The organism is Micromonospora sp. NPDC023888 (assembly GCF_040639415.1).
Lineage (GTDB): Bacteria > Actinomycetota > Actinomycetes > Mycobacteriales > Micromonosporaceae > Micromonospora.
This window is the reverse complement of sequence record NZ_JBEZZW010000020.1, coordinates 62,810-82,093: the sequence shown is the minus strand read 5'-3', so window position 1 is coordinate 82,093 and position 19,284 is coordinate 62,810. Positions and strand designations below refer to the sequence as shown.

Genomic DNA, 19,284 nt, shown 5'->3' with positions numbered 1-19,284 from the left:
GATCGTTTGGCCGCCCCGCACTGTCCTGTGAAGTGAACAAACAAGCCTTTTGGCGGACTGTGACTCCACGAGTACCGGGCGTACGGTGCGGGTCGGATCGAGTGGGGGCGAACCAACAATGGGGGGACTATGCCGAGCGTGACGACGGCAAAGCCGGAAATCGGCAACCTGGTCGCGGTACGCGGCCAGCGCTGGGTGGTCAGCGACGTGCAGCAGGGCGAGCACAGCAGCCTGGTCAGCCTGCAGAGTGTCGAGGATGGCCGCTACGGCCACACCCTCGACGTCATCTGGGAGGTTGAGCCGGGGCGCCAGGTGCTGCCCAGCGGCTCGCTGCCCAACGTCACCGAGGGCAAGTTCGATTCGCCGCAACGGTTGGCAGCCTTCCTCGACGCCGTCCGCTGGTCGGCGGTGACCTCCGCCGACGTGAAGACGTTGCAGTCCCCGTTCCGCTCTGGTGTCGCCATCGAGGACTACCAACTGGAGCCGGTCGCGCGCGCGGTCGACGCGCCCCGGGTCAACCTGCTCCTCGCCGATGACGTCGGCCTTGGTAAGACCATCGAGGCTGGCCTGGTCGCCCAAGAGCTGCTGCTGCGCCAGCGGGCTCGGCGCATCATGATCGTTTGCCCGGCGGGTCTGACCCTCAAGTGGCGGGACGAGATGGCAGAGAAGTTTGGCCTCGACTTCACCATCATCGACGCCGAACGCTGCGCGACGGTCCGTCGGACCCACGGCTCGGCGGCGAACCCGTTCGAGGTCTACCCGCTGAGCATCATCAGCCTGCCCTGGCTACGCGGGCAGAAGGCGCAGCGCCTGCTCGACGAGGTGCTTCCCGCCGACGGCCCCGCCTACCCGCGTACCTTCGATCTGCTGATTCTCGACGAGGCGCACCACGTCGCCCCGGCAGCCCCGAAGCAGGTCTACGCGATCGACTCGCAGCAGACCAAGCTGATTCGCCGGCTGGCACCGCACTTCACTCACCGCCTCTTTCTCTCTGCCACCCCGCACAACGGCTACCAGGCGTCCTTCACCGCGCTGCTGGAGATCCTCGACAACCAGCGGTTCGCCCGGGGTGTCGATCCGGACCCGTCGGCGGTGAAGGACACCGTCGTCCGTCGGCTCAAGCGCGACGTCACCGACGCCGACGGAAAGCCCCGCTTCGTGGAGCGGGTCGCCACCGCGATCCCGGTCACCTACCCGGAGAGCGAGCGGCAGATCCATGCCCTGCTCACCGAGTTCGCCGAGCTGCGGCGTAAGCGGCTGCACTCACAGCGCGGACGCAAGGCGACCGACCTGGTAACGCTGCTACTCAAGAAGCGCCTCTTCTCCAGCCCCGCCGCGTTCGCGCACACGGTCGGCGTCTATCTGGAGACTCTGCGCAGCCGCAGGGCGCCCGCCGTTTTGCCGGCCGATGACGACGTGCCGGAGTGGCTGGAGGACTTCTTCGACGACGTCGCCACCTACGCGGACGACCAACTCGCCGAGGCCGAGGACGACGCGCTCGGCCGGACCCGGGCCATGCAGCCCGACGCCAGCGCCGACGAGATGGCCCTGCTGGAGAAGATGTTCCAGTGGGCCGAGGCGAAGGAGGCGCTGCCGGACGCCAAGGCTAAGGAGCTGATCAACTACCTCAGCGCGGTCTGCAAGCCGGATGGCCGGCACTGGACCAACGAGCGCGTCGTGGTCTTCACGGAATACCGCGACACCCAGATCTGGCTGGCCGAGCTGCTCCGCCAGGAGGGTCTGGCCGGGCAGGGGCTCGTGCTGCTGCACGGCGGTACGCCCGCCGAGGAGCGGGAGCAACTGCGGCTGGCCTTCCAGGCCGACCCGACGAAGCAGCCGGTGCGCATCCTGCTCGCCACCGACGCCGCCAGCGAGGGCATTGACTTGCAGAAGTACTGCCACCGGTTGGTCAACTACGACATCCCGTTCAACCCCAACAAGCTGGAACAGCGGATCGGTCGGGTCGACCGGTACGGCCAGACGACCGCCCCCGAGATCAAGCATTTCGTGGGCAGCGGCTTCGGCAAGGCCGTCGACTCCTACGAGGCGGACCTGGAGTTCCTGTCCCGGATCGCCACCAAGGTGGCGCGGATGGAGGCCGACCTCGGTTCGGTCAACGCCGTACTCGCCGACGCCGTGCAGCGCCGGATGCTCGGCGAGCATGTCGAGGTGGACATCGACAAGGCGGGCAAGGGCAAGAGCACTCGCAGCCTGCCGGTTGAGGCCAACCTGCGCGAGCAGGTCGTCAAGCTCCGAGCGGAGCTGGACAAGACCGTCGAGGAACTTGGCATCACACCGCCGGCCGTCAAGCGGGTCGTCGACACGGCGCTGGAACTGGCCCGTCAACAGCCGCTCAAGCGACACACCGACGACCGGCACCTGGTCGACGGCCTCTACACCGTTCCGCCGCTGACCGGTTCCTGGCAACGGGCTGCCGTCGGGCTGACGGCAAAACTGCAGAGCGACGACGAGCCACCCCGGCAACTGCCGGTCACGTTCGATCCGCGGGTCGCCAAGGACGAGGAGGACATCGTCCTCGCTCACCTCAACCATCCGCTGGTTGCCATGTCGACGCGGCTGCTGCGCGCCGCCGTCTCCAACCCGGACATCGGGCTACACCGGGTCACCGCCGTAGTCAGCGACGACCCGGCGCTGGAGGACGTGCTGGTCGGGGCGTACTCCCGGTTCGTGCTGGTCGGTGCCGACGGCGTGCGGCTGCACGAGGAGGTCCTCTACGCCGGCGGCTGGGCGCCCGAGCAGGGCCGGTTCCGCCGGTTGGAGAACCTCGGCACCCTCGGCGGCATCCTCGACCGGGCGCTCACCGCCGGCAGCGCGGCCTCCGGCCTGGTGGAGAAGCGGCTCGCCGAGCGTTGGCCACGCGTCGCCGACGGCCTGCTCGCCGCCATCGACTGGCGCACCACCACCCGCCACGAGGCCCTGAAGCGCAAGCTCGAGCAGCGGCAGGCAGCTGAGCAGCAGCGCATCGTCGACAACCTCGACCAATTCGCCGCCACCCTGCGCGGTGCGCTCGCCGACGACGACGCCGAGGACGCGCTGTTCAGCGTCGCCGTCGCCGCGAAGAGCAAGGAAGAACTCGCTCAGTACCGCAAGGATCGTCAATCCTGGGAGGAACGCTTGTCGGCCCTGCAAGTCGAGCGCGACCGCGAACTCGACGTCGTCGCCGCCCGCTACCGAGACCCGAAGCCGCACCGGTTCCCGGTGGCCGTGGTCTTCGTCGTACCGAAGCGGGAGGCCATCCGATGAGCCGTACCTACCGACGCCCCGCGCCTGACGGCGCCGAGCAGCACCGCAACTGGCTGAGCCTGGTCGAGGTCAGCGGCCCGTTCCTGAGCCTGCCGGTGCTCCGCGCCACATGGCCGACCTTGGACGCGCTGGACAAGAAGACCCGCGAACGGCTGCGCCAGGAGCACGCCACCTGGCAGGCCGACACCGCCGCGGGCCAGCAGCCCTGGATCGGGTACGTGCTGCGTGAGCTGCTCGGCTGGGGCGACACCCTGCACACCGACGAACTCGACACGCTCGCGCACACCGTCGCCGAGCACGACACCGAGCTGCGCCCGTCGCTCGCACTCGTGGAGCCTGGCGAGGAAATCAAGCCCGACAGCGTACGAATGCTGGGCATGATCTGCCCGGCCGGCAGCCAGCCGACCGCCCGGATTCGTGATTCCGTGTGGGCGGCGACCCCGGTCGACCGGCTCGCCCACCTGTGCCGGCACCACAACATCGAGCTGGGTCTGGTCACCGACGGCCGTTGGTGGACGGTGGTCTGGGCGCCGCGCGGCGGCGTCACCACAACAGCGGTCTTCGACGCGGTGGCGTGGCCCGAGGCGGCCGAACGCGATGTGGTCCGCGCGTTCGTCTCGATGCTGTCTCGACACCGATTCTTCGGCGTCCCGGATGCCGAGCGGCTGGTGCCGCTGCTGCGCGCCAGCCTCGGCAGCCAGGAGGAGATCACCGAGGCGCTCGGCGTCCAGGTCCGCCAGGCCGTCGAACTGCTGGTGGCCGCGATGGGCCGCACCGATGTGCGGGACCGGGAACTCGGCGGTCGTGGCCTCCAGGACGTCGACGCGCACGACGTCTACCGGGGCGCGGTCTCGGTGATGATGCGGATCGTCTTCCTGCTCTTCGCCGAGGAGCGCAAGCTGCTCCCCGCCGACAACGAGCTCTACGTAAAGGCGTACTCGGCCGGACGGCTTTGCGCCGAGCTGGAGCAGCGGGTCATCGAAGGCAGCGAGGAGGACCTGGAGCACAGCTCCGCCGCCTGGCACCGGCTGCTCGCCCTGTTCAATGCCGTCTACCGCGGCGTCGACCACCCCAGGCTCACCATGCACGGCCACGACGGGTCGCTCTTCGACCCGGAAGCTACGCCGTGGCTGCCGCTGACCATCGACGACCGGACCGTGCTGCACATGCTCCGCGCGGTGCAGTACGTCGAGATCGGCACTGGTCGATCGCGGGAGCGCCGCACGCTCAGCTTCCGCGCCCTCGACGTCGAGCAAATCGGGTACGTCTACGAGGGCCTGCTCTCCTTTGAGGGCTTCCGCGCCGAGGACGTAACCGTCGGGCTGATCGGCAAGGAAGGGCTGGAGGAGGAGGTCCGGCTCGCCGACCTAGAGGCTCTGGCCGTCCAGATGATCGATCTGCCCGGGCTGGCCGATGCGCTCGCCGTTGAGTACAAGGACTCCAAGGTCGGCTCGGCTGCGGCCCTAAGTAAGAAGCTGGCGCCGCTCCGCGGGGTGGAGCGCGAGGATGCCCGCAAGAAGCTGCTCGCCGTTACCGGCGGCGACTACCCGCTCTCCGAGCGGCTGCTGCCCTTCGTCGGGATCATCCGTGAAGATCTGCGCGCTCTGCCCGTGGTCATCCTACCCGGGGCGCTCTTCGTCACCGAGTCGGCGCTACGCCGCAACACCGGCACCCACTACACGCCGCGGTTCCTCGCCGAGGAGGTGGTCGAGGGTGCGCTAGAGCCGCTGGTCTACGAGCTGGGGCCGCTGCAGACAGCCGATAAGTCGGAGTGGAAGCCCAAGTCGAGCAAGCAGATCCTGGCGCTTAAGGTCGCAGACATCGCCATGGGCTCGGCGGCGTTCCTTGTCGCCGCGGCTCGCTACCTCGCTGGCCATCTGATCGAAGCGTGGTCGCGGGAGGGTGACCAGCGAGCGCTCGTCTACCAGCAGCGTGGGTTCGACCGGCCGATAAACGCCGACGAAGACCCGCTGGTGGTCGAGGCACGGCGGCAAGTCATCGAACACTGTTTGTACGGGGTGGATATCAACCCGATGGCCGTGGAGATGGCGAAGCTGTCACTGTGGCTGGTCTCCATGGACCCGGAGCGCCCCTTCACGTTCCTGGATGACCGCTTGGTCGCCGGCGACTCCTTGCTCGGCCTGGGCAACGCCGCGTCGCTGCCCGGTGACGCCGGCCGGGATCTGCGCCTGGACCGGGATCTGGCCCAGGTCCTGGAGTTGCGGCGAAGAATCGCCGCGCTCCCGGACACGGCGGAGACGCTGCCGGAGAAGCGGCGGCTCCTGGATGAGGTACGCACCGTGCGGCGGCGGGCCGACGCCTACGCCGATCTGGTGACCGGGGCGTCGTTGGCCTCGGTGAAGCGCGGTCCGGGTTCGGCCATGATCGCCGAAAAGGTCGGCAGGCTGGCGCAGCACCTTGCCCAGGGCGGCGACCCGGAAACGCTGGACGCGCAGGCGCGGTCGTGGTTGGCGCTCGACCAGCCGGCGGGGGCGTTCGACCGGGACCCGCTGCACTGGCCCTTGGAATTCCCGGAGGTCTTCGAGGGCGGCGGATTCGACGCTATCATCGGCAACCCACCGTTCCTGGGCGGAAAGAAGATCAGCGGCGCCACGGGTTCCGCCTATCGGGAGCATCTCGTTGCGACGCTCGGGCGAGGCGTGAAAGGCAATGCCGACCTGGTTGCGTATTTCCTGCTCCGAGGTCACGACCTGCTCAACTCTGGTGGGCAGACTGGGCTGATCGCCACCAATACCCTCGCTCAGGGCGACACCCGCGAGGTGGGGCTCGATCAGGTCGTCGTGGGTGGTTCCACCATCCGCCAAGCAATCAAGAGCCGGCCTTGGCCGTCGCGGTCGGCGGCGCTGGAATTCTGCGCCGTCTGGACCAGCCGGGCGGCGTTGGGCGCATCGGCCTTGCGGCGAGCCGATGGCGTGGTGGTCGCCGGCATCACGCCATCGTTAGACGCCGAGTCGCGGGTCACCGGTAACCCACATCGGTTACTCAGCAACGCTGGCATGTCCTTCATCGGGTCGTATGTGCTGGGACTGGGCTTCACGATGGATCTGGGCGAAGCCGCCGCGCTCATCGACAGGGACGAGCGGAACCGCGAGGTCCTCTTCCCCTACGTCAACGGGAAGGACCTCAATTCTCGCCCCGACTGTTCGGGGAGTCGTTGGATTATCAACTTCTTTGACTGGCCGCTAGAGCGAGCACGCCAGTTTGGGGAGATCTTCGAGATTGTGGAACGCGAAGTCCGCCCCGAACGACAGCGACGCAAGCCGGACGGCACCTACGCCCTCCGAAAGCCCCTTCCTGACCGCTACTGGCAATACGCCGAGAAGCAGCCAGCACTCCATCGGGCGATTGCGGGGTTGGAGCAGGTCGTCGTGCTCGCACAGGTGAGCAAGACGGTCATGCCGGTGCTGGTGCCGACCGGACAGGTTTTCTCGCATAAGATCGTCGTCTTCGCTACGGATTCCCCGGCGATGCTGGCGCTGCTGTCGAGCGCGCCGCACTACTGGTGGACTGCCAGCCGCAGCGCCACGATGAAGGCTGACATCAGCTACTCCCCATCTGATGTGGTTACAACATTGGCGTTGCCGGAGTTGACGCCCGAACTGCGGGCGCTGGGGGATCGGCTCGACACGTACCGGCGGGACGTGATGCTCAGCCGGCAGGCCGGATTGACCGCCACATACAACCTGGTTTTCGATCCCGCCAATCAGGATCAGGACATCGTGGAGCTGCGGCGCATCCACCGTGACATCGACGCGGCAGTCTGCCGTGCCTACGCCTGGGACGACCTGCCGGCGTCGGGCCTCGACCACGGCTTCCACAAGGCGGGCGCCTACCTCCGTTACACGGTCGGCCCGGCCGTTCAGCGCGAGGTCCTCGACCGGCTGCTGGAGTTGAACCACCAGCGCTACGCCGAAGAGGTCGCCGACGGTCTTCACGAGAAAAAGGTCGCCCGGCCGAAACAGGCGAGTCTCTTCTGATGGGGGTGGGAACAGCGGTGGGGATTGAGAATCGGCTCGTGCGGCTGGATGTAGAGAACTTCCGGAGCCTACGAGAGGTGTCCGTGCCGTTGGGGCCCTTAGCGGTCATGGTGGGACCGAATGGTGCCGGCAAGACAAACCTCTTGGACGTCTTCAGGTTCTTGGCCGACACCATACATACCGATCTCATGCCGGCCTTGGAGCAGCGAGATGGGTTCGACCAGGTGCTCTTCTGCGGTGGGGGTGAGCCGGCTTCTGCAATGCGTATCAAGCTGGCGGCGACCTGGACGCCGTCCAGTAATTCGGATATGCCGGACGAATATGACCTGAGGGTCTGGCGCCGGTCGAACGAGCTCTATCGTCGTGAATCATTTCGGTACCGGCTTCCGGAGAGGGGCAGCCAAGAAATCACGGTGAGCGGGGAGGAGCTAACGGTTGCTACCGCCGATGGAGAAGGAATCGAACCCACCGAGCAGAAGATTGGCGTCAGCCGGTTCAGTAGTGCCCTTTCGACGCTGCCGCGGCTCAGTCACAACTGGGGAGGAGAGGAGGTTACGACAATAGCGAGTAACCTTTCCTCGTTCCGTGCGTTCGAGGTGCACGTTGATTCCGCTCGCCGACCGTCACGCTTCCCGCGAGGCGACACCGAAACGCTGCGCGACGACGCGTCCAACCTGGCGGCGTTTCTCTTCACGTTATCTGAACAGCATGCGGACAGCTGGCGCCAGTTGGTCGACGATGCGGCGGAGGTGCTGCCGCAGTTGGACGACATCGAGTTCGATCGTCCCTCAGGCGCGGCCCGGGAAGTCGTTGTGATGCTCCGCGAGCGTGGGCTGCGGCGGGCAACGCAGTTGGCTGATGCGTCCTATGGCACCATCCGGCTGCTTGGCCTCCTCGCATTGCTCTACGACCCGCACCCGCCAGCGTTGACGTGCGTTGAGGAAATTGATCATGGCCTTCATCCTCAGGCGCTGGAGTTGCTGGTGGCGCGGTTGCGGGAGGCCAGCGAGCGTACTCAGTTGATGGTTGCGACTCATTCCCCCGCTTTGGCCGATCAGCTTGCCCCGCATGAGCTCATCGTGTGCGAGCGGGACGACGACGGCTCGTCAGTAATTCCCGCCGCGTCGATCGAGGAAATCGAGCGCATCGTCGAGGCGAGCGAGGGAGAGCCGCTCGGCAGGTTGTGGTTCTCGGGGGCGCTTGGCGGTGATCTGTGATGGCCCGCGGCGGTACCCGGATACACGCCGTACGTAAGCCAGTCGTGGTGCTCGTCGGCGAGGACGGCAATGACCGGAAATGCCTCCGACTGCTGCTGGAGGAGTTCTGTCCGCACCTGCGAGGTCGGCTCGTGGAGGTTAAAGATCCCGCCCGGCTGCGGAGCGCAAAGGGGATGCTCGACTCTCGGGTCGACACGCTCGCGAGGCTGGTCCGGGCTCGTGCGGCACGGGAGAACGCTGACGTCGCCTGCGTCTTCGTACATGAGGATCTCGACGGCTCCGATGGCGACGAGTACATCGAGAAGCGGGATCGGGTTCAGAGGGCCCTTGAACAGCGGTTCGGTTCGGCTCACTACGTGCTGTCCACGGCAGAAATCGAGGCGTGGCTGCTCCTGTTTCCGGATGCACTGACCGAGATGGTGTCGTCTTGGAGAGTGCCGAGGCAGTACCGCAATCGAGATACCGGAACGCTCAACGACCCAAAAGAAATCATGAAGCGGGAAGTGAGCGGTCCGGCGCGGCGCTATCGGGAGACCGATGCGCCGGAGGCGTTCGCCAAGGCAGTCGAGCTCGGCTGCCTTGATCAGCCACGCGGCACCAACCGATCGTGGAGGCATTTTCGGATCGACGCGAACACCTGTTGTCAGCAGCACATCGGGGAGCAGAGGAGGCCACAGTGACAGTCGACGCACAGGGCGGTCTCTTTCCACACCCGCGAGGCGAGCAGCAGATGCTTTCCTTGTCTGGCAACAATGACGCCGACCAACCGGCGCTGATCCCGCCGCTCGATGTGCCGCAGACGTTTCCCGAGGCGACCTCCTACCAGGTGCGGGACGAGCTGGAGGAGCTGATCGGGCGGGACCTGCTCGGCCCGTGGGACGGTGAGCGCGAAGAGTTCCGCCCCGGCGCGATGGGCCCGCGTGAGCGTTACCTCGTCGGCATGCTCGGCCCGAAGCAGCGCCCACGCTCCGACCGCCGCGAGGCGGCCGAGGTGGCGGATGTCGACGCCGCCGTCCAGGGTGACGGCGCGGAGGCCGAGCTGCCCGAGGTGGTCACCCCGCAGAATCTGGGCAAGATGTGGGCCTCGTCCATGGGCTTGTCGTTCGCCGTCCCCGGCAACGTCGATGTCCTCACCGTGACCGCCGACTGGGGTCGCTACGACCTGCGCGAGTCCGAGGACGAGAAGGGCAAGAAGCGCCGGGTCTGGTACCGCGAGCCGGTGTCGTACCGCAAGGAGGTCCGCCTCGACAGCGAGTCGTCCTACCGTATGCCGCTGACGGTGTCGGACGAGGACGAGCCCGGCGTGCACCTGGCCGTCGAGGTCCGGCCGCGCGACGGCCGCCGCGTTGTGCAGCTCGCCCTGATCAACACCCAGCAGGAGGCAACCAGCAACGGCGACACGGCCTGGCTGTTCCAGGCCGCCCTCACGGTGACCGCACTGGACGGCGCCGCCGCCGTCTTCCTGCCGATCGACGACCCGCTGGACGGGGTGCAGGGCGTCGGTGACGACTTGGAGGAGACGCACCTGCGACTCCTCTACCGGTCGCAGCGCCGCTACGCCTCCGGCCGCAACGTCGCCGTCCACCCGTCGGTGCGTGAGGACGAGCGGTGCGCCCACCGCCTCGCCACCACCTGGCTGCCCACCCACAACGTGCCGGCGACCGTCGCCCAGGTCGGCGCGGACAGCGGCCTGGCCGGCGTGGAACTGTCCATGGACGCCCTCGCCACCCTCGACATCGACCGGCTCCGCACTCGGCTCGCGCCACTGGCCGACGGGTACGAGGACTGGCTGGACGACGAGGAGGCCAAGATCCCTGGCCTGCCGGAGCCGCTGCGCCCGGCCGCCGTGACGGCCGTCTTCAATGCGCGCCGCGCCGCCGAGCGGATCCGGGCCGGCATCGCGCTGCTCACCGATCCGGAGACCGAGAAGCACGCCGACGCCATTGCCGCCTTCCGTTTCGCCAACGAGGCGATGGCACTGCAACGTCGACACAGTGAGGTTGCCCGGCTCCGCGAGGAGCAAGGCCTGCCGTACGCCGCAGCCAGGGCCGCCATCGACGCGCGTGGCGCCGCGGCTGCCTCCTGGCGCCCGTTCCAGCTCGCGTTCGTACTGCTGAATCTGCCGTCGATAACCGACCCGGCGCATCCGGAGCGGGCCGCCGATCGGGACGCGACCGTCGACCTGCTCTTCTTCCCCACCGGTGGTGGCAAGACGGAGGCCTACCTCGGGCTGACCGCCTTCACCTTCGCGATCCGCCGCCTCCAAGGCGTGGTCGGCACTGGCGCGGACGCCCGCAGCGGAGCGGGCGGTGTGGCCGTGCTGATGCGGTACACGCTTCGGCTGCTCACCGCGCAGCAGTTCCAGCGCGCCGCTGCCCTGGTCTGCGCCGCCGAGGTGCTGCGTCGACAGGCGGAGCGCACCTGGGGTGCCGAGCCGTTCCGGATCGGGCTGTGGGTCGGTGGCGGGGTCTCGCCGAACTGGTTCACCGAAGCCTCCGAGCAGATCGCGGAGGCGCGCGAGGCTGGCAGCGGCAAGTTCACCAACGTGCTGCAGACGTTGAGCTGCCCGTGGTGCGGGTCGAAGCTGCGCGCCGAGCGTGACCTGACCGTCCGCGAGGATGAGCGGCGGGTCCTGGTCTTCTGCCCCGAGGCCGAAGGCGCGGATGCCTGCCCGTTCTCCCGGACCCGCTCCACCGAGGGCCTGCCGATCCTCACCATCGACGAGGAGATTTACCGGTACGCCCCCAGCCTGGTCATCGCCACCGTCGACAAGCTCGCCCAGCTGCCCTGGCGGGGCTTCGCCGGGATGCTCTTCGGCCGGGTCCGGGAGCGCTGCCCCCGGCACGGCTACCGGCACGACGACCTCGACGCGAAGACCGGCTGCGGGGCCCGGCACAACAAGAAGGGCAAGCTGCCGGCCGTCACCAGCGAGCCGGTCGTCCGGCTGCGCCCGCCGGACCTGATCATCCAGGACGAGTTGCACCTCATCTCCGGTGCGCTCGGCACCATCGTCGGCCTGTTCGAGGCGGCCGTCGACCAGCTCTGCACGTGGTCGATCCCGGGCGGCCGCGAGGCCGGCCCGAAGATCGTGGCGTCCACGGCGACCACCAAACGGGCCCGGGAGCAGGTGCTCGGCGTCTTCGGCCGACAGCTCGCCGTTTTTCCGCCGCCGGTCATCGACATCACCGACACGTTCTTCAGCCGGCAGGTGCCGGTCACCGTGCAGAACCCCGGCCGCCGCTACCTGGGCATCTGCGCGCACGGCGTTCGGATGAAGTCGGCGGAGATCCGCGTCTCGGAGATCCTGCTCATCGCCGGGCAGACTCTCTTCGACACGTACGGGCAGCCGGCCGACCCGTACATGACCACCGTCGGCTACTTCAGCGCGACCCGCGAACTGGCCGGCATGCGCCGCCTCCTCGACGACCAGGTCACCACGCGCGTCCGCAGCCACGGCCGGCGCAAGGGCCTCTCCGACCGGATCGCCGGCACGCAGATGCTCAACGTGCAGGAACTCACCTCCCGGGTCTCCTCCGCCGACATCAGCGAGGTGCTCAAGCGGCTGGAGAACGGCTTCGACCCGGAGCTCGACACCTCCGCCCGACGGCGGGCGGTGCTGGAGGGCATGCGGGAGGCGTTCAAGGCCAAGACCGCGTCGAACCCGAAGCTGTCACTGCACCCGGTCACCCAGAGCTTCTACCGGCGGCAGGACGAGAACCGGGTGCCGGTCGACGCGGTGCTCGCCACCTCGATGCTCCAGGTCGGCGTCGACGTGTCCCGCTTCGGCCTGATGGTCGTCACTGGGCAGCCGAAGAACACCGCCGAGTACATCCAGGCATCCTCCCGGGTCGGCCGCGACGCGAAGCGGCCCGGACTAGTGGTCACCCTCTACAACTGGACCAGGCCGCGGGACCTGGCCCACTACGAGGACTTCGAGTACTACCACGCGACCTTCTACCGTCAGGTGGAGGCGCTGTCGGTCACCCCGTACACCCGGCGGGCGCTGGACCGGGGCACCACCGCGACCCTCGTCGCGGCCGTGCGCAACGGCGAGGACAGCTTCTCCCGCAACACCGACGCCCACGACGTGCCGCTCGACGGGCCGGAGGTGCAGCGGGTGATCGGCCGGCTGCTGGCCCGCGCCGAGGCGATCGGCGGTACGCGCGGTCGCGACTACCTCCAGGAGCGTCTCAACACGCTCCGCGACGCATGGAACAAGAAGAAGACCGGCTCGTCCCGGCTCGGCTACTCAGAGGGGACGTTCAAACAGCAGAAGCTGGATGGCCTGCTGACCGTGGCCGGTGGCGGGCGATGGACCGGCCTGACGGTCGGCATGTCCATGCGGGAGACCGAGAACGAGATCAACCTGGTGCTGCCCGCCGGCGGGGAGATCTTCAACCCGCAGTACGGGACGCCAGAGTGGTCCTTCGGCCCGCAGACCGACGCCAAACGGGATGAGGACCTGCCGGACGGGGATGAGCTCGGCGAATCGACGCTGACCGGGAAGGGCAACTGATGGCCGCCAACTACTTCCGGCGGGTCGGTGCCGTCCGCCCCAGCCACCTGATGTTCACCACCGGGGTCGGCTCGATCGTCGACCTGCCCAACTTCTCCGTTCTGGTCCGGGGGCTCGACGACTGGAACTACTCAGTCGTCCCCGACTGGGAGGAGATCGTCGAGCCTCGGCTGCTCGCCGCCGTGCGGGCACTGGGACTGCGCTCGGTCAAGGAGCTGCGTCCAGCACCGTGGCTGGACGGTACCGATCGGGAGCCGACCGGCCCGGCCGGCCGCGTCGGAGTGCCCATCACGCCGTTTCCTGGATGGCTGCGCTGCACGGCCTGCGACGACCTGGCGCCGATCGACTCGAACGTCTTCGGCTTCGAAAACTCCAAGCCGCGTAAGCCACACGAGGCCCGCTTCTTCCACACCGTGTGCAGCCGCAAGAAGTCGGGCCGCAGACCGATGGCGGTGGGCGCCCGATTCGTGCTCGCCTGCACCGAAGGCCACCTCGACGACTTCCCGTACGCCCACTTCGTCCACCAGGGCGGTGCCTGCCCCAACGCCAGCCATCCCAAGCTGAAGATGGACGACCGCGGCGGCAACCTGGGCGCTAACGTCGAGATCAAGTGCGCTCCCTGCGGTGCCCGCCGCAACATGAAGGAGGTCCTCGGTCCACGCGGCGCGGACAAGCTGCCCCGCTGCCGTGGCCGTCGGCCGCACCTCGGCGACTTCGACCCGAAGGGTTGCCGGGCTGCCGAGCTGAAACTCCTGGTTGTCGGCGCGTCCAACCAGTGGTTCGCGCAGACCCTCTCCGCACTGGCCGTGCCACGCACCGGCGCGAGCGAACTCCAGGCCAAGGTGGAACAGCACTGGGCCGCCCTGGAGGGCGTCCCCAACGCGGACATGCTGCCGTACCTGCGGACGGTCGTGCCGGCGTTCCGTGAGCTGGAGAAGTGGAGCGACCAGGAAATCTGGACGGCGATCGAGCGGCACCGCACCGGCGCCAAGGGCGACGAGGAGAAGGGCTACCCCGACCTGCGTACGCCGGAATGGGAGATCTTCTCCGCCGGTCAGCTGCCCCCTGCCACAGACGACTTCACCCTCCGCCGCGACCCCGACGGTGTGCCCGGGGAGCTGAAGAACGTCTACGCCGACGTGATCCAGGCCGAACGGCTGCGGGAGGTCCGCGCGCTGGTCGGCTTCACCCGACTCGACTCGCCCGACCCGGAAGACCCCGACCTCGTCACCCGCGCGTCGCTGTCCAAGGCAGCGGCGACCTGGGTGCCGGCCAGCGAGGTACGCGGCGAGGGCATCTTCCTGCGCCTGCCCGAGGACCTGCTCGCCCCGTGGGAGCAGCGGATCGAGTACACCGAGGTCATGCAGGAACACCGGGACGCATACGCCCGGTTCCGCAAGAACCGCTACTCCGGTCGGATCGCCGGACCGTTCGACCCGATGCACCTCTGGCCGGGGGAGCGGTACATCGCCCTGCACACCCTGTCGCACCTGCTGATCCGCACTATCGCCCTGGAGTGCGGTTACAGCTCGGCGAGTCTCTCCGAGCGGATCTACTCCGGCACCGAGGCCGACCCGCAACGCGCCGGCATCCTCATCTACACCGCCGTGCCGGACGCCGAAGGCACCCTCGGCGGGCTGGTGTCGCTGGCCGAGCACGACTCGCTGGTCCGGCTCACCCGGCGGGCGCTGTCCGACGCCATGCATTGCTCGTCGGACCCACTTTGCGCCGAACGGCTGCCGCAGGACCCGGCGGACTTCCTGCACGGCGCCGCGTGTCACGTCTGCCTCTTCGTCTCCGAGACGACCTGCGAACGCGGCAACCGGTTCCTGGACCGGCGGTTCGTCGTACCGATCGACAAGCCGGAGCTGGCGCTCTTTCCCGAGCTGCCATGAGCTGGCGTCCGGCGTTCGAGGCGGCGGCCGAGGCCGCGGTGAACCGGCTTGGGCCGGGACACCTGCGGGTGCTTGCTGACCGCCTCGGCGACGGCTCGCCGGAGCAGTCCGTCCGCCACGCCGTCCCGGTTCCCGGCTTCGCCGAGGCGGCCGGAGCGGTGCTGGCCGCGCAGCGCGCCTCGGGGTTGCCGGGCGCGGAGGCGGCCGCCTACTTGCGCGGGCTGGCCGCCGGGCACGCGCAGCGGTCCGCTGCGGTACGGATCGAGTCGGTGTGGAGTGGGCCGAGCACTCATCCGGTGCCGGTCCGTGCCACCGCACAGGTGCTGGTCGACCTGGTTGCGGAGGCCAACGCCGAGCTGCTGCTGATGACGTACTCCGCGAAGCCCTATCCGCCGCTGTTGGCCGCGCTGACGGCGGCGGTCGGGCGCGGAGTGGCCGTGACCGTCGTGGTCGAGACGCTGGCTGGCGCACGGGGTGCGTTGAACGGTGCGGAACCAGCCGCCGCCTTTGCGAACCTGCCCGGTGTCCAGGTGTGGCATTGGCCGGTTGAGCGCCGGGCCGAGGACAGCGCCAAGATGCACGCGAAGATTGCCGTTGCCGACCGCAGGGTGCTGTTGGTGTCCAGTGCCAACCTCACCCAGTCCGGGGTCAACCGCAACATCGAGGCGGGGCTGCTGGTGCGCGGCGGCACGGCACCCCAACGGGCGGGCGAGCACATCGCGGAACTGCAGGCCCGCGGGGTGCTGGTCAGGCTCCCGACGTCCGGGCAGGGGTGGTGACCATGCCGGGTTCGGACGGCCCTACCGTCGCCACAGGTGACATCGCGCGCCTGGCGGGCGTCGGGCGGGCGGCGGTCAGCAACTGGCGGCGGCGCTTCCCCGACTTTCCGCAGCCCGTCGGCGGCAGCTCCGCGAGCCCTCTCTTCGCGCTAGTGGAGGTCGAGGCCTGGCTGAGCACACATGACAAGCCGTTCCGACTCACCCCCGTCGACCGGGTCTGGCAGTCGCTGCGAGGCTCCGCTGCCGACCTGGAGCTGGGCGACCGAATCGGCTACCTCGGGGGCTTCCTGGTCTTCCTCGAGCGGGATCCGGCCGGCTGGAAGGCACTCGCCGACCAGCCCGACGCCGTGGTGGTGGATCGGCTGGTCGAGGCCATGCGCACGGCCGTCCCGGAGTTCGGGCACCTCATCACCGACCTGCCGGACCGGGATGCGGCGATCATCGTGCGCCTGGCCGCAGAGGCGGCCGACCAGGAGGGATCCCGGGCCGTCTTCGACTTCCTCTGCCAGCGCTATCTTGAGGTGCACTCCCGCCGCCACACTGTCACGCCCGCGGCGTTCGCCTTCCTCATGGTCGCTCTTGCCGCGTCGGAGACGGAGACCATTCTCGACCCGGCCTGCGGGATCGGCACCCTGCTGCTCGCGGCTGCTGGGAGCCGGGCTCAGGAGTTCCGCGGCCAGGAGGTTAACCGGACGGCAGCCCGTATCGCCGCCGCCCGGCTCCTCCTGCACGCCGGGAATGCCCGAGTCGCCGTGTCAGATTCACTGCGATCCGATGCGTACGCCGGGGACCTGTTCGACGCGGTGGTGTGCAACCCGCCCTTCGCGGACCGGTCCTGGGGGCATGACGAGCTGGCCGGCGACGCGCGCTGGGAGTACGGCCTGCCGCCCCGGGGGGAACCGGAACTGGCCTGGGTGCAGCACTGTCTCCGGCACGTCAAGCCCGGAGGGCGGGTCGCGATCCTCATGCCGGGCGCTGCCGCCAGCAGGCGTTCGGGCCGACGCATCCGGGGGAACCTGCTCCGTGCCGGGGCGCTGCGCGCGGTTATCTGTCTGTCGGCCACCGGACCGGCCGGGACGGTGGCACCGGATGTGTGGCTGATGCAGCGCCCCGACGGAACGCCGCGTCTCGACGAGGTGCTGATGGTCGATGCGTGCTCCGAACCGGCAGATGCCGTAGAGGCATGGGTTGCTTTCTGCGCCGGGTCCGAGCTGCCGGCCGGTAGCCGGGCGGTGCCGATCATCGATCTGTTGGACGACGATGTCGACCTCTCTCCGGGACGGCACCTCGCTGTCGCCGGCACGCGACCGTCCGCGTTTCCACCTGTGCTGACGGCGTTGAGCAAGGCCGTCGATGCCCTCGTGCCGACACTGCCGGACCTGACCGACAATCCGTCGCCTGACGTCCCGGTGATGACCACCGTCGGCGAGCTGCTTAGAACGGGCGCGGTCACCCTCCGGCAGGCTCCGATAAAGATGGGTACGGACGAGGACGGACCCACGCCGGTGCTCACCGCCCGGGACGTCCGGCTCGGGCGCCCGGCATCCGGGACAGCCGTGCCCCTACCCGGTGCGGTCACCCTCAGGGCGGGCGACGTGGTGACACCCCTCGCCCCACAAGCATCCGCTTTCCATGTCGTCACCGAAGGCGGCCCACTGCTCGGCCCGCGGCTCTACCTGCTCCGGGTCGACACGGAGCAGTTGGATCCGTACTTCCTGGCCGGTTTCCTGCGGGCCACGCGGCATGGCTCGGGCTCCGGCGGTTCGTCCCTCGCCGGCCGCCTCGACATCCGCCGGGCCCGCCTGCCCCGGCTGCCCCTGTCGGAGCAGCGCCGGATCGGAGCAGCGTTCCGCCAGTTGATGGCGTTCGAGACGCGGTTGCGGGAGGCGACGGCTCTGGGGGAGGAGTTGGTCGAGCGAGGGTTCGTCGGTCTCAGCGACGGGACACTGCGCCCGACGGTGGCGGACTAGCGTGCGCATGCCAGTGGTTCGAGCACGGGAAGGGCTGTCGCGGTGGGGATGCTGATCAACGGCCGGTATGAGCTGGACGACCTGCCCATCGGCCGTGGCGGCATGGGCGAGGTGTGGCTGGGGCACGACACCAAACTGGACCGGCACGTGGCGGTGAAGTTCATCCGCTTCCCGAACGGTGAGCAGGACAAGGACTACATCCGCCGGTTCGTCCGCGAGTCGCGGATCACCGCCCGGCTCGAGCACCCCGGTGTTCCTGCCGTGTACGACGTCGGGTCGCACGAGGGTCGCCCCTACCTGGTCATGCAGCGCATCCAGGGGATCAGCCTCGCCGACCTGGTCGCCGAGCAGGGCGCGCTGCCCATCGGCTGGGCGGCCGGGATCGCCGCCCAGGTCTGTGCGGTCCTCGCCGCCGCACATCAGGCGTCGCTCGTGCATCGTGACCTCAAGCCGAGCAACCTCATGCTCCAGCCCGACGGCGCGGTCAAGGTGCTCGACTTTGGACTTGCAGCAGCGCCCACCCTCGCGGACTTCTCGAAGATCACCGCCACCGGACTGCCGCCCGGCACACCGGCCTACATGGCGCCCGAGCAGATCGAGACGAACATCAGCGGCCCCGCCACCGACCTCTACGCGTTGGGCTGCACCCTGCACGAGATGCTCACCGGCGAGCGGCTCTTCACCGGGTCGACCTCCTACGACGTGTGGAGCAAGCAGGTCAGCCACAAGCCGCTGCCGGTGCGCGGCGTGCGGGACGACGTACCCGCCGGCCTGGAAGAACTGCTGCTGCATCTGCTGGAGAAGAAGCCCGAGGACCGGCCGGTGAGCGCCCAGGTCGTCTTCGACCGTCTGCTTCCCTTCGCCACCGGTCTCGGGCAGATCCCGGGGATCATTGACGGGGTATCGACGGTGAGCCCAACGCGGATGTACAGCTCAATGCTGGCGCGGGTGTTCATCTCGGCCTCCGCGCCGCTGGCTCCCGGGCCGACCCTGCAGTCCGCGCCCACCACTGAATCGGCCAAGCCGCCGGCACCGCCCCAGCGGCGGCCAGACGAGGCGTCGGGGATCGGACGCTCGGATCTGCGGCATGCCCGAGCGGAAGCCAGTCGGCTGGTCGGGTCGTCCCGCTACGGCCAGGCCGCGGAAGTCCTCGCCGCCGCGGTCGCGCCGGCGATCAACGCTCTCGGCGAGGCCGACGACGACGTGGTGGGTGCCCGTCGAGAACTCGCCGACGCGCTCTTCGAAGAAGGCGACTACCGGCGGGCTGCCCCGGCGTATGAGAATCTCGCCCAGGATGTCGCCCGGGAGCAGGGTCCACGGGTTGATCTCGCGCTGCACTGTCGGCTGAGGGGCGCCACCTGCCGCGCGCTCCTCGGTGAGACCAGCGAGGCGTTGCGGCAGCTCGAAGCGCTCGTGCGGGACGAGACCCAGGCGTTTGGCTCGGACGACCCTCGCACGCTGGAACTGCGCCGCCAGATTGGCCTGCTTCAACTCGGTGCCGGCCAGCGGCACGCCGCCGAACAGACCCTGACCCGTCTTTTGGCGGACCAGACCCGGCTGCATGGCGCCACCCACCCTAGCGCTCTGGAGATTGCCGACTTGCTCTCCGGACTGCGCAGGCCCAAATCCCGGTGAACCACACCGC

General features: G+C 68.8%; 9 protein-coding genes. All 9 read left to right on the top strand.

Annotated elements, in window-relative coordinates:
- Positions 1-138 precede the first annotated feature (138 nt).
- From drmD to AB0F61_RS19330, 9 genes are read left to right on the top strand one after another with little or no spacing between them, the layout of a single operon-like run.
- Entirely contained in the window at positions 139-3,264 is a 3,126-nt protein-coding gene (gene drmD / locus AB0F61_RS19370) for a DISARM system SNF2-like helicase DrmD (RefSeq protein ID WP_357811441.1), read from the top strand.
- Positions 3,261-7,262, top strand: coding sequence for a DNA methyltransferase (locus tag AB0F61_RS19365; protein WP_357811438.1), 4,002 nt, complete (start codon positions 3,261-3,263; stop codon positions 7,260-7,262). Before drmD ends, AB0F61_RS19365 begins: the two co-directional genes overlap by 4 nt.
- A complete protein-coding gene (locus AB0F61_RS19360) occupies positions 7,262-8,479 on the top strand; it encodes an AAA family ATPase (protein ID WP_357811435.1) in 1,218 nt (405 codons plus the stop codon). The genes AB0F61_RS19365 and AB0F61_RS19360 overlap by 1 nt, the downstream gene beginning before the upstream one ends.
- 44 nt (positions 8,480-8,523) lie before the next feature.
- The gene (locus AB0F61_RS19355; protein WP_357811432.1) at positions 8,524-9,159 is read left to right on the top strand and encodes a hypothetical protein; all 636 of its coding nucleotides are present in this window, start codon (positions 8,524-8,526) and stop codon (positions 9,157-9,159) included.
- A gap of 50 nt (positions 9,160-9,209) precedes the next feature.
- Complete coding sequence (drmA, locus tag AB0F61_RS19350) at positions 9,210-12,995, top strand: DISARM system helicase DrmA (RefSeq protein ID WP_357811429.1); 3,786 nt, start codon at positions 9,210-9,212, stop codon at positions 12,993-12,995.
- Positions 12,995-14,890 (top strand): DUF1998 domain-containing protein, encoded by a 1,896-nt coding sequence (locus AB0F61_RS19345; RefSeq protein WP_357811426.1) that lies wholly within the window; start codon positions 12,995-12,997, stop codon positions 14,888-14,890. The genes drmA and AB0F61_RS19345 overlap by 1 nt, the downstream gene beginning before the upstream one ends.
- Positions 14,887-15,669, top strand: coding sequence for a DISARM system phospholipase D-like protein DrmC (gene drmC, locus AB0F61_RS19340; protein WP_357811423.1), 783 nt, complete (start codon positions 14,887-14,889; stop codon positions 15,667-15,669). Before AB0F61_RS19345 ends, drmC begins: the two co-directional genes overlap by 4 nt.
- Positions 15,670-15,671: 2 nt before the next feature.
- On the top strand, positions 15,672-17,639 hold the full coding sequence (locus AB0F61_RS19335) for an N-6 DNA methylase (protein WP_357811420.1): 1,968 nt from the start codon (positions 15,672-15,674) through the stop codon (positions 17,637-17,639).
- Positions 17,640-17,687: 48 nt separating this feature from the next.
- Complete coding sequence (locus tag AB0F61_RS19330) at positions 17,688-19,274, top strand: serine/threonine-protein kinase (protein ID WP_357811549.1); 1,587 nt, start codon at positions 17,688-17,690, stop codon at positions 19,272-19,274.
- Positions 19,275-19,284 lie beyond the last annotated feature (10 nt).